This window comes from Aliifodinibius sp. S!AR15-10 (assembly GCF_031569985.1).
Lineage (GTDB): Bacteria > Bacteroidota > Rhodothermia > Balneolales > Balneolaceae > JAMQKA01.
In genome coordinates this window covers 1-11,291 of record NZ_JAMQKA010000084.1, presented here as the reverse complement: position 1 = coordinate 11,291, position 11,291 = coordinate 1, and the positions used below count along the sequence as shown (strand labels likewise).

Here is an 11,291-nt window from a genome sequence, read left to right as displayed (position 1 = left end):
CCGTTGCTTGTCGGGCCCGACCGGCCGCGTAACCAGGCGATTGAACCGGAATTGGCTTCCCGGGGACAGCCGGCTTGCCAGCCGGCCGGGCGTTGCCAATCCGGTTAACCGCCGCAACCGTTATACCTTTTTAAATTTCAGTCATGAAATCGCTATTCACTTTCCTAATTATTTGTGCAATTTTCATTTCTTGTAATTCCAAGAATGAAAAAAGAGATTTCGTTGACAATGAAACAACTACTTACATCAACACGCATAAGCTTCACGGAATTATTTTTAAACCCAATCACCAAGTTGTTTTTAAATCACCCGATGATACAATGTCCGTTCTAGATTTCGTGGGTGAGCCTCATAACATAGGATGGATACCAAACAGGGAAATAGTTTTTTCGTTCAATAACGCCTTTATTAAGTATTGGGAAAAAGCGAAGACAGATTCTCTAGCAGAACTGAATAATTTGACGCCTATCTTATGGAAAACAATAAAGCCAATGGAAAAACAAGTGATTGGGTTTGTTGACACTTCTGGTCAAAAGAAACTGTGGGTCAATATTGGCAACTTTGATGAAGGAACACCTCCAGAAGTTGATTGGAAGAAGGAACCAATCATTGTCAACGATGGAGGACCTTATTCATATATCGTAAAATATGATGTAGCAAAAGATTCTATTTACTCATTAACTAGTTACTAAAAAGGTATAACCCGCGCATTAACGCGGACGCACCTCGCCAATTCTTTGCCGCTTTTGGTTTTACGTCTCTTCTTTCGTTAGTTGCAAAATTAACAGTAATCCGTGCGCAGGTTATGCGCAATGTCGTTAGGTAAAATTAAATGCGTTGCTAAAATCATATTTCAAAAACTTCAATTATTAAACATGTTAGAAGATTTTGATTTCGCAATTCTTGAAGATGCAAATTTCAAAGAAGATGCAGTTCGAGAAGAAATAATTACACCTATTTTAAAAAGTGTTGGTTATGAAGCTACAGGAAATATGAAGATAGTTAGAAGTAAATCCATAACTCATCAATATGTTCATATAGGCTCTCAAGAAAGAAAAATTAATATAATTCCTGATTACCTGCTTTACTTTGAAGGAGAACCTATATTTGTCTTAGATGCCAAATCTCCAAGTGAAGAATTAGTTAATTCTCCACACACGGAGCAAGCATTTAGTTATTCAATTCATCCGGAAATTCGATGTGATCATTATGGTTTATGTAATGGAAAGCAACTGGTTATATATCATGTTAAAGAAATTGATCCTGTAGCAGTCATTGATATTGAGGCAAACAAAAATAATCCTACAATATTTAATGAGTATTTGCATCCAGAATATTTAGAAATGCCAGAAAAAAGAGATTTTTGGGAGGATTTTGGTATAAGAGCTAAAAAAGCTGGATTTAATGAAAACCAAGATTTTATTTTTGTTCAATACTTTTTGCAAGATATTTGTAAAGTTGAAGATGATTTATATACAGCAACTGCAGCTCATGGTGAGCCAGATGGAAGCGAACTTCTGGTCAGTTTTGATTTTGGGCAAGAAATATTTAAAGATCTTTTAGACAATCTTCCTGATAAAATATCTGAAGGAATCCAAAATACTATATCAAGGCAACCTTTCCGAGTTCAAACAAATTGCAAAGTTATCATAACTTGTAACTCAAAGCTTGGTTCAGTTACACAAGGAGCATATGAAAAATTCGTTCCTCTCCTAATTACGGATCTAATGGAAGCTCATTTTGATCCAGAAAACGAGTGTACCCCAAAGTAAATTTTACCTAACCCGCGCATTAAGCGGACACGCCTCGCCCCCACTTGCCACTTTCTGGCTTTTTAGCTCTTCGTTCATTATTTATCAACTCAACATTCATTCGCGTGCAGCTTATGCGCCATGTCGTTATATGGCACGGGAACTTTTAAAAAGAAATAAACAATGGACTCGATAATTGGAAGCATTTTTTTTGAGTTTATCGGTGCTTCCATAAAGTGGATTTTTTATACAGTAAAAAATTGGATCAAGGGTGAAAAATATATTTCATTTGGCACAATTTATTCAGGAGATGAAAGTGATGAATTCCATGAACAATTTTTTCTAGGGGTATCAAATATTTGGGTAGGCTTACTTTTCATAATGGGTATAATTGTATTACTAGTTAAGCTTGGTATTTAGCTGGTCGTGCCATATAACCAGCGCTTCAAGGGTGACAGGCCTCGCCGTTGGTTGCTCGGCTAAAATTTTATACCTAAAATTACACTACAAAATAATTCACGTTGGCCCGCCTGCACCTTAAGCGCAAGGTCGTTATCCTGCGCGGTCGGCCTTCCCGGTTTGTCCTGGGTTTGAGGTCGGTTTTTTGCTTCTCTTTTAGCAAGTAACAGCTTCCCATTTTCGGGCCGGGTTTGTGGTCTGCTTTTTTTCAAGTTCCGGGGTGGCACCAGTGCCCCTTTTGGGGCTCGCGTCCCTGCCTTCCCCGGCCACCTCGCGTTCCTGCTGTTGGCCTACCTTTCCCGGTGCTTCCTGCCGTTTCCCCAAAGCCCTTCTTCCGTTTTGTCTCGGCCGCCGCGGCCATCCCGCTGGCTGCCAACTTCTGGTTTTCCCTGCTTCTATCGCGGGCGGTGCTGGCTCCCCATTTTTTTGCCCCAGCATAACCAGCGCTTCAAGCGGACGTGACTCGCCGGGGCTCCTCCAGTATTGGTCGCTCTTTGGGGGCGGTTTTGGGGTGGTGCTTTTCAACAAGGTGGCGGCAACAGCCGGTCTCTCCTCTGGTTTTCCTGCTGGCCTCGTTAAATGGTCACGGTGTTTGCTTTTTCCGGTCGCTCCCTTTTGCTTGTGTTTTCGCCTTGTATTATTAATTTAGTTCTTCAACTTAAACCACGCCGCTTAAGCGCAAGGTCGTTATAGGGCTTACATTACATTCCAAAGACATACTCTAATCCTTCAACCAGGAAAAAGTTAAAATGAAAGCTTTTACGAAATCTAAATATGGAGGACCAGAAATTCTTCAATTAGAAGAGGTTGAAAAACCTGATTTGAAGGATAACCATATTTTGGTAAAAGTTGCTGCTAATTCAGTAAATCCTGCAGATTGGCATATTCTTCGGGGGAAACCTTTTTTTGCACGATTCTCTTTCGGGCTGTTCAGGCCAAAAGAAAAAATCCTAGGAGCCGACTTTGCCGGCATTGTAGAAGAAGTCGGAAATAACGTAGAGCACTTTAGTATTGGAGACCGGGTATTTGGAGAAACACTCACAGGAGGTGCTTTTGCTGAATATACCTGTGTGCCAGCAAATGTTTGTGGCCTCATGCCGCAAGGAATAACTTTTCCTGAAATGGCATCCGTGCCCATAGCCGGCGTGACCGCCTTACAAGCGCTCGCCACTCATGGGAAACTCAAAGAAAGAGAATCCGTTTTGATTAACGGTTCATCAGGAGGTGTCGGTCATTTTGCCGTTCAAATTGCGAAGGCCTATGGAGCGGAAGTAACGGGTGTCTGTTCAAGTAAAAAAGTTGATTTTGTAAAAACGCTAGGTGCAGACCAAGTCATTGCCTATGACAAACAAAATATTCATCAACATGATGGGAAATACGACCTCGTTATTGATACCCATGGAAATCTTACCCGTAACGACTACACACGCATGGGACAGCGAGGGGTTATGGTAGGCTTCACAACAATGGGTAACATGATTTCGGTACTTTTAAAAAATGCTTTCAGCAACTTCCCTTTGGCTCAGTTTACCGCCGAAGCAAACACCACTGATTTAGAGACATTGGCAACTTTGATCAAGGAGGGGAAAATTAACGTTCATATTGAGAAGACTTATTCTTATAAAGAAATACCTGAAGCCATCAGCTATATTGAAAAGATGCGTACTAAAGGAAAAGTAGCAATGGTTTGGGAAAACATTGATAACTGAAAGGATATTGATTGCTACCTTTAAACTTAAAATAAAACGCCCCATAACCAGCGCATTAAGCGGACAGGCCTCCCCTATTCCTTGCCAACCTCTCTTTTTATAGTTACTCTTTCTTTTAAACAATTACAACAGGTAGGCGCCTGCAGCTTATGCGCAATGTCGTTACGCGCGCCGGTCGCGCCGTTGGCGCTCCCTTGGTGCGCGCGTAACGGTTGCGGCGGTTAACTCGACCGGTCGCTGGTGCTCCTTTATCATCTCGATAAAGCACCAACTGTTCGGGCCCTCCGACAGCCCGTTGCTTGTCGGGCCCGACCGGCCGCGTAACCAGGCGATTGAACCGGAATTGGCTTCCCGGGGACAGCCGGCTTGCCAGCCGGCCGGGCGTTGCCAATCCGGTTAACCGCCGCAACCGTTATAGGGCCTTGGCATCTTTAATTTTAATTCCATGCTAGTTTCTATCAAATTTATGCGATCAATGCTACATTGAGTATATGAAAAAAGCAGTATTAGCCATCCTTGTTATTTTATTCTCAATACTGGCTGTCTTTATAGCTTACCGCGAGATCCAAGATTGGAGACACCAAAACTATCTCAACTCCTTGAAGACACCTGCTCAAATTGATGAAGGGATCAATTATATCCTGGATCGTTATAATGTAAAGGGAGCCAGTGTAGCCGTGATTCAAGATTTTCACGTTCTTTGGGCAAAGGGATATGGTATTACCGATGCAGAGAATCCGGTTCCGGTTTCAAAAAACACCTTGTTTGATGTTGCCTCTATCAGTAAACCCGTTTCTGCAGTGGCAATTATTAGAGTATTACATGCAAAAGAAATTTCGATAGATACTGAAGCAAATGATCTGTTAACGTCATGGCAAATTAAGGAAAACCAGTTTACCGATTCTGTAAACGTAACAGTCCGGCATCTGCTCAGCCATCGGGGAGGTATTAATGTTGATGGCTACAGGGGTTATATCGCTCAGGATACGTTACCCACACTGCTACATGTTTTGAACGGAATCCCACCTGCTGAGAATCCCAAGGTAGAAGTTATCCAAACGCCGGGCCAGTCATTTATGTATTCCGGAGGGGGATATTACATTCTTCAACAACTTCTTGCAGATGTTACGGAGAAGTCATTCCAGACTGCGCTGAAAAACAAGCTGTTTGATATTATTGGAATGAACAACAGCACATTCCGACAGGATTCATTGGAAAACTACTATGAATCTGTCGCCAGTGGTCATTACAAGGGAACGTTAATTAAAATAAAGAGAATGCAGTTCGCTGGGCTCGCGGCAGCTGGTTTAAAAAGTACCGCTGGTGATTTAGCAACTTTTTTAAGTGAAATACAACGTGCATTGCAAGGAAAATCCGCGAGACTGCTCGATCAGGAGAGTGCAAAAAAGCTCATTTTTCCCGAGTCTGAAAAGTACGGTCTAGGTTTTATGCTTAACGGTGATTTTTTTGGACACGGTGGTGCAAATGTTGGCTTTTTGAGCACAATGGCAGCGCACGTTGAAAAAGGATACGGTATAGTCGTATTGACCAATAGCAGCCGGGACGATAATCTAATTTCGTTGGCAAGTGATCAAAGCAGACGTGAGATTATCGATCTTATTTCAAGAATCTATAATTGGAAAACTTTACCAAACTTTTAAAATTCACGAGAGAATGAAATTATTTACTTTTAGCAATAGAATTCAAATGGCCCTATAACCCGCGCATTAAGGGGACAGGCCTCGCCCTCACTTGCCACGCTCCCGTTAATTAGTTAACCTTTCATTTTATAATTAATTCGACACTCAGGCGCCTGCACCTTATGCGCAATGTCGTTATACCAGCATTTAAAAATATTCAGCCCCTATGATTAAAAACATGAGGTTTTTGATTTTCCGCAAAATCAGAAAGCTAAGTTGTGGAGATACATGGATTTCACAAAGCTTGTATCTCTAATCTCCAAGGAGGCACTTTTTTTCGCAAGAGCAGATAAATTTGATGATCCATTTGAAGGTTCATGGCCGAAGAAAAATGTTGAAGGTAGAAAGGAACATTTTAAAAAAAGATTTGAAACAGAGAATTCAGATAAAAACTTATCTGATAATATAAGTCGTATGCAAAAAACGATGCTAACCTTTACTGCAATCAATTGTTGGCATCAAAATGACCATGAATCAGCTGCAATGTGGAAGTCCTATCTAAAAAGTAATGAAGGCATTGCTGTTCAAACTAGCTTTCAAGATCTTAAAGAATGTTTAGATCAAGAATCTGAACATGACATTTTTCTTGGTAAAGTAAAGTATATCGACTATCAGAACGACTATATCAAATCAGCTAACCTGCTTTCTCCGTATGTCCATAAAAGGAAAAGTTTTAAAGACGAAAAAGAGATTAGAGCATTGATTATAAAATTTCCCGAAGGTGGAAATGTATATGAGGATGATCCACCATTTGAAAATGGTGTCTATGTGAAAATAGATCTCGATATTTTAATTAATAAAATTTTTGTTGCACCATTTGCTCCAAATTGGCTTGTAGATTTGGTTCAAGATGTTTTAGAAAAATATGGTATTGATAAAGATGTGGTACAATCAAATATAAATTCTTCTCCTGTTTTTTAAATTAAATGCGGTATAACCCGCGCATTAACGCGGACAGGCCTCGCCATCTCCTTGCCTCCCTTCCATTTATTAGTTAATCTTTCGTTTTAAAACTAATTCGATATTCCAGCGCCTGCCGGTTATGCGCAATGTCGTTATACCAAAATTAAATAGTCGAATATGAGAGAGTGTGCATTTTGTGGGAATAAAAAACTTCTTTCAAAAGAACATGTTTGGTCTTCATGTCTTTTAGAAAAAAGACAAGGAAATAGGAGGTATTCAAGTAACGCTGTCCCTGATAAATTCATAGGACCAAATGCTTTACAAATAAAAGATGTCTGCGAGAAATGTAATAGTGAAAATCTTTCAGAATTGGATGACTATTTCTGTCGACTATACGATCTCCATATAAAAAAAATTATTCGCCCAAATGATGAAATTAGTTTCGAGTACGATTTTTCATTACTAAGTAGATGGTTACTCAAAACACTTTACAATAACGCTAGATCTGGAAACGCCGAAACCAAATTTAAGAAGCTACTAGGCAACTACAGTCAGTATATCCTATCTGGAAATTCAAAACCATCTGAATATTTCGTATTTCTTCAATTAATTATCCCTTATGTACATAACAATAATGAACTAGCTCCCAATTTAATGACGGCTGGCCCTATGCAAATTCCTGGTTTTGAGCGAGATGATGTTGAAACATTCATGGTTTGTATTGATTCCTTCCGGTTTATTGTAGTAATTCCACGAGCTTCAACAACGGCGGTAGATTCAAATGAAATAATCCAAACGATTCCTGATTTACCAGCCACAAATCAGGCTGCTTATTTAAATAGCTCAGAAGACAAAAAAATGATTAAAGCTTCAGATGTAGATGCTCGTTACACGGTTATTCCGACCATGCTGCCTGATTTCGATAAGTGGGTTAAACTTTTTATTTCAAAGTAAATTTTGGTATAACCCGCGCATTAAGCGGACGTGCCTCGCCCTTTCCTGCCGATTTTTAGTTTCTCAATTTCTGTAGTACATTTTGATTTAAAATCAACGTTGGCCTGCACGCAGCTTATGCGCAATGTCGTTACGCGCGCCGGTCGCGCCGTTGGCGCTCCCTTGGTGCGCGCGTAACGGTTGCGGCGGTTAACTCGACCGGTCGCTGGTGCTCCTTTATCATCTCGATAAAGCACCAACTGTTCGGGCCCTCCGACAGCCCGTTGCTTGTCGGGCCCGACCGGCCGCGTAACCAGGCGATTGAACCGGAATTGGCTTCCCGGGGACAGCCGGCTTGCCAGCCGGCCGGGCGTTGCCAATCCGGTTAACCGCCGCAACCGTTAGCTGTTTTTCTAAATAAAGCTTAAACATGTCTGAATTTTTTTATTCTATTGCTGATTTCTTTTCGAGGAATGAAGGACAAATTATTGGTTCATCATTAGGCGCATTTTTTGCAGCTCTTGTAGCATTTTATTCTGCCAGAAAAACTCATCTTTTTGCCAAACAAAGGGAAAAGAAAAAATTAGAAAGAGAAGAAGAACAAAAAATAAACCAGTATTGCTCTTTACTTCATTCAGTTATTGTTGAACTAAATTGGCATACTGAAATTAATCCTATGATTATTTCACAAGTTGAGGGAATAAGAGAAAAATCAAAAAATGCCGGTCGTATGATAATAGATGAGCCAACAACTTTCATCAAGACTGACTATCTAAGAAAACTTAGAGATCAATTTTATGATTTTGACTTTTCAAACCTTGTAATTGCAACGCATCTTCAGTTATATATAAACAGAGCTGAAATAATCAATCGGAGTTTAGAACTCAGTATTATTGACGAAACAGCAAAAAGATTTGACGAACCTGAAAAGTTTAGAAAAGCTGTTGATTTATATTTTGACCAGCTAATGAAGGACTTTGGGCAACTTGAAGTAGCTTTAAAACTAAATTTAAATTTCTCGCTACAAGAAATTAATCAATATCCAGATGCTTCAGCGCATCAGTATTATGATCATTCCATAGAATCTGAAAAAAATATTAACACAAACTGATATGTTTTTTGAAGACTACAAAAGAGATGTAATAGATTATTCTTATTTACGATCTAGAGAGAAAAAACTATCAGATGTTGGTATTCATGACTATACAAAATTGGATTGTGAAAATATTTATAAAAAAGTCAAAAAATTCGAATCGAATGTGCAAAAAGCTAAAGGAAGAGCAAAAATTGCTTTTTTTATAGTTGTTGGAATGATGATATATGCTGCTATAAAAGAAGGTGGAATGGGAAATGCATCGGGAGGAATGATCTTTTTTACATTTATAATCTTGCCGAGCATCGTAAGTTTAGTTACTTATTATTTAACAAAGAAAAAGGTAGAAAAACCTACACGGTCTGAAAAAAATATTTCTGAAAGATATGAACGATATAAAAATAACGATATTAATAGAGACCATTTGGTAGAGAAATCTGAAGGTAGAAAATTTAGAAGAGCTTAGCTCAAGAGCTACCGAACTCCATTATGAGATAACTGAAATAAAAAATGAGATTCAAAAATTAGATTTAGATACAAAGAAAAAACTGCAAAATATAAAACCTGAAAAGTTCGAAGAATATGTTAGAGATATTTTTGACGAAAGAGGTTATCAAACAAATTTAACACAATTTACAGGAGACGGAGGGATTGATATCACATTAAAAAAGAATAGTAAAACAAAAATTGTACAGTGCAAAAGGTATAAAGGCGTTGTTAGTTCACCTGAAATAAGGCAATTTCTAGGTACCTTAACATATAATGAAGTTGATGCGGGTATTTTTGTTACAACCGGAAAATTTAGTAGTGGTGCTAAAAAAATCGCTAGAAAATCAGATATCCAATTAATAAATGGAGACTCATTAGTTAAATTGGCAATAGAAACTTTTGGCACTTCAGATGATAAGATTGAGTTAAAAAACAAGTTAAATTCAAAAGAAGAGGATTTAAATAAATTACATATGAAAATATTAGACCTTGAAAAAGAGGTTTCAAAAGAGAGTATAGAACGGAATTATGTTAAAAAAATATCTGAAATGAATCTTTTTAATAATTACAAATTAAAGAAATTAAATAATAAGAGGGAAAGAATAATCGATAAATCCTATTCATACTTTCAACAAAAATATAATTTAGAATTTCCGTATACCTTAAAACACAAAAACAGCTAACCCGCGCATTAAGCGGACACGCCTCGCCAATTCTTTGCCACTCTTGGTTTTACGTCTCGTCTTTCGTTAGTTGCTAACTCAACATCAATTCGCGTGCAGCTTATGCGCAATGTCGTTAGGCTGCCATAGTAAATAAGGAAAGTAATTTGAGTCCACTGTTTAAAAGTATTGGCTTTCTATTCTTTGGGTTAGTGGTTGGATATTATTTTATTCGTCTCGGTCTTCGGGGCAGACATGATAAAATAAAAAGAGAATCAGATGATAGCCGTCCGTTATTTGAAGCTCTTGGTACGTACGAGGGAGCAGTTGAGAATGGCTGGTGGATACTTGTTACTATGGGCGTAGTAATTATCGTATCAGTAATTATAAATTTCATCAATAAAATTGGCTAAGGAATACTCAATGCTTTTGCAGATCATTGGCACCCTAACAAGGCGCTTCAACGGGACGCGCCTCGCCCGGGCCTGCTCGTTTTGATTTTCCAGAGCCAACTCATAAACTGGAAATTGAATTACCGCTAATTCGCGCGCCCGTTAAGCACAATGTCGTTACGCGCGCCGGTCGCGCCGTTGGCGCTCCCTTGGTGCGCGCGTAACGGTTGCGGCGGTTAACTCGACCGGTCGCTGGTGCTTTTTTAACAGCACGAGAAAGCATCAACATCAACCATAATTCCTGCGGTTGGCTGCTTGTGGGCGCGACCGGCCGCGTAACCAGGCGATTGAACCGGAATTGGCTTCCCGGGGACAGCCGGCTTGCCAGCCGGGCGTTGCCAATCCGGTTAACCGCCTATTCTCTATTGAAGTTTGAATTCGGGTATCTTACTTTTTACATCGAGATTTTAATTCTGTTTAGATGTGGGGGATTACGATGTTCAATTCAACAGAAATACTCATTTTAGCAGGTGTGTGCATTCTAACCTACGGTTTTCTGTTAGGTATTCCGGTAGCCAAGGCACGAGACAAAGCATCAAGAGCACCAAGATACCTAATGGCGGCACATTTAGCAGCGCTGGTTCAGGGTGGTATGCTTTTGGCCTTGACGATTGCATTTGACTTTTCAACTCTTGCTTCCTGGGTTGAAACCGTTGCGGCTTCACTCTTTGTTATAGGTGTGATTTTATTCGATCTTGGTCTCACGCTCAATTGGCTTCAAAATATTGATGACGCGTTCAAGGAAAAATCTCTTGGATATAAAGTTTCGTCAGCCGGAACACCGTTTATCCTCATCGCTGCAGGAGTCATCCTTTTTGGCGTGCTTACATCACTTTGAATTGATTTGACATGCATACTTAGATAGTATGGTAATGTGCTCTAAGTGTTTTCTTTCTTTTAGAGGCGGTATAACCTATATATGGCCTCCAATGTCAAGCACCCGTACCTTTTCCAGGGCAAAAAATTAATGTTTTGCGAATCGTGATTGATCCTATCCTTATGGAGTTGTGCCACAGGCATCGTTCAACAATAGTTGGCAGCATCTTTGGGCTGCACCAAACACATATAGAAGCTCAACGACCGGAGCCGATCTTACGATCCAACAATCGATCGGTCCCGCCCTTTGGCGAGACGGCTATA

At 39.7% G+C, this 11,291-nt stretch carries 14 protein-coding genes and 1 pseudogene; 13 read left to right on the top strand and 2 right to left on the bottom strand.

The features are described 5' to 3' along the window. Positions 1–143: 143 nt before the first annotated feature. From NC796_RS26055 to NC796_RS26045, 3 genes are all read left to right on the top strand, one after another. Positions 144–692 (top strand): hypothetical protein, encoded by a 549-nt coding sequence (locus tag NC796_RS26055; protein ID WP_310688778.1) that lies wholly within the window; start codon positions 144–146, stop codon positions 690–692. Between the two features lie 183 nt (positions 693–875). Continuing rightward, on the top strand, positions 876–1,772 hold the full coding sequence (locus tag NC796_RS26050; RefSeq protein ID WP_310688777.1) for a type I restriction enzyme HsdR N-terminal domain-containing protein: 897 nt from the start codon (positions 876–878) through the stop codon (positions 1,770–1,772). A gap of 162 nt (positions 1,773–1,934) precedes the next feature. Further along, on the top strand, positions 1,935–2,171 hold the full coding sequence (locus NC796_RS26045; RefSeq protein WP_310688775.1) for a hypothetical protein: 237 nt from the start codon (positions 1,935–1,937) through the stop codon (positions 2,169–2,171). A gap of 195 nt (positions 2,172–2,366) precedes the next feature. On the opposite strand, the gene NC796_RS26040 is transcribed toward NC796_RS26045, so the two are convergent. Next, on the bottom strand, positions 2,367–2,738 hold the full coding sequence (locus NC796_RS26040; protein WP_310688774.1) for a hypothetical protein: 372 nt from the start codon (positions 2,736–2,738) through the stop codon (positions 2,367–2,369). A gap of 221 nt (positions 2,739–2,959) precedes the next feature. Between NC796_RS26040 and NC796_RS26035 the strand changes: the two genes are divergently transcribed. The 4 genes from NC796_RS26035 to NC796_RS26020 all read left to right on the top strand — a co-directional run bounded on the left by NC796_RS26035 (position 2,960) and on the right by NC796_RS26020 (position 7,476). Next, a complete protein-coding gene (locus NC796_RS26035; protein ID WP_310688772.1) occupies positions 2,960–3,919 on the top strand; it encodes an NAD(P)-dependent alcohol dehydrogenase in 960 nt (319 codons plus the stop codon). A gap of 491 nt (positions 3,920–4,410) precedes the next feature. After that, positions 4,411–5,580, top strand: coding sequence for a serine hydrolase domain-containing protein (locus NC796_RS26030; RefSeq protein WP_310688771.1), 1,170 nt, complete (start codon positions 4,411–4,413; stop codon positions 5,578–5,580). 267 nt (positions 5,581–5,847) lie between these two features. After that, positions 5,848–6,540, top strand: a complete 693-nt coding sequence (locus NC796_RS26025) for a DUF2971 domain-containing protein (RefSeq protein WP_310688769.1) — start codon at positions 5,848–5,850, stop codon at positions 6,538–6,540. A 159-nt stretch (positions 6,541–6,699) separates the two neighbouring features. Continuing rightward, on the top strand, positions 6,700–7,476 hold the full coding sequence (locus NC796_RS26020) for a hypothetical protein (protein ID WP_310688767.1): 777 nt from the start codon (positions 6,700–6,702) through the stop codon (positions 7,474–7,476). A gap of 20 nt (positions 7,477–7,496) precedes the next feature. On the opposite strand, the gene NC796_RS26015 is transcribed toward NC796_RS26020, so the two are convergent. After that, the gene (locus tag NC796_RS26015) at positions 7,497–7,853 is read right to left on the bottom strand and encodes a hypothetical protein (RefSeq protein WP_310688766.1); all 357 of its coding nucleotides are present in this window, start codon (positions 7,851–7,853) and stop codon (positions 7,497–7,499) included. 32 nt (positions 7,854–7,885) lie between these two features. On the opposite strand from NC796_RS26015, the gene NC796_RS26010 reads away from it, so the two are divergent. From NC796_RS26010 to NC796_RS25990, 6 genes and pseudogenes are all read left to right on the top strand, one after another. Continuing rightward, on the top strand, positions 7,886–8,566 hold the full coding sequence (locus NC796_RS26010) for a hypothetical protein (protein ID WP_310688764.1): 681 nt from the start codon (positions 7,886–7,888) through the stop codon (positions 8,564–8,566). Between the two features lies 1 nt (position 8,567). Further along, a complete protein-coding gene (locus NC796_RS26005) occupies positions 8,568–9,014 on the top strand; it encodes a hypothetical protein (RefSeq protein ID WP_310688763.1) in 447 nt (148 codons plus the stop codon). Further along, positions 8,986–9,420, top strand: a pseudogene (locus tag NC796_RS26960) (restriction endonuclease); the annotation flags it as partial. The gene NC796_RS26005 and the pseudogene NC796_RS26960, both read left to right, overlap by 29 nt. Then, entirely contained in the window at positions 9,421–9,720 is a 300-nt protein-coding gene (locus tag NC796_RS26955; RefSeq protein ID WP_409070427.1) for a hypothetical protein, read from the top strand. A gap of 146 nt (positions 9,721–9,866) precedes the next feature. Beyond that, positions 9,867–10,112 (top strand): hypothetical protein, encoded by a 246-nt coding sequence (locus NC796_RS25995; RefSeq protein WP_310688762.1) that lies wholly within the window; start codon positions 9,867–9,869, stop codon positions 10,110–10,112. Between the two features lie 475 nt (positions 10,113–10,587). Next, positions 10,588–10,989, top strand: a complete 402-nt coding sequence (locus NC796_RS25990; protein WP_310688761.1) for a hypothetical protein — start codon at positions 10,588–10,590, stop codon at positions 10,987–10,989. Positions 10,990–11,291 lie beyond the last annotated feature (302 nt).

What these genes read in the sequence shown, in the direction of transcription:
- NC796_RS26045 (WP_310688775.1), top strand. Translation starts at nt 1,935, where the DNA reads ATGGACTCGATAATTGGAAGCATTTTTTTTGAGTTTATCGGTGCTTCC.
- NC796_RS26050 (WP_310688777.1), top strand. Translation starts at nt 876, where the DNA reads ATGTTAGAAGATTTTGATTTCGCAATTCTTGAAGATGCAAATTTCAAA.
- NC796_RS26035 (WP_310688772.1), top strand. Translation starts at nt 2,960, where the DNA reads ATGAAAGCTTTTACGAAATCTAAATATGGAGGACCAGAAATTCTTCAA.
- NC796_RS26020 (WP_310688767.1), top strand. Translation starts at nt 6,700, where the DNA reads ATGAGAGAGTGTGCATTTTGTGGGAATAAAAAACTTCTTTCAAAAGAA.
- NC796_RS25990 (WP_310688761.1), top strand. Translation starts at nt 10,588, where the DNA reads ATGTTCAATTCAACAGAAATACTCATTTTAGCAGGTGTGTGCATTCTA.
- NC796_RS26025 (WP_310688769.1), top strand. Translation starts at nt 5,848, where the DNA reads ATGGATTTCACAAAGCTTGTATCTCTAATCTCCAAGGAGGCACTTTTT.
- NC796_RS26030 (WP_310688771.1), top strand. Translation starts at nt 4,411, where the DNA reads ATGAAAAAAGCAGTATTAGCCATCCTTGTTATTTTATTCTCAATACTG.
- NC796_RS26055 (WP_310688778.1), top strand. Translation starts at nt 144, where the DNA reads ATGAAATCGCTATTCACTTTCCTAATTATTTGTGCAATTTTCATTTCT.
- NC796_RS26010 (WP_310688764.1), top strand. Translation starts at nt 7,886, where the DNA reads ATGTCTGAATTTTTTTATTCTATTGCTGATTTCTTTTCGAGGAATGAA.
- NC796_RS26005 (WP_310688763.1), top strand. Translation starts at nt 8,568, where the DNA reads ATGTTTTTTGAAGACTACAAAAGAGATGTAATAGATTATTCTTATTTA.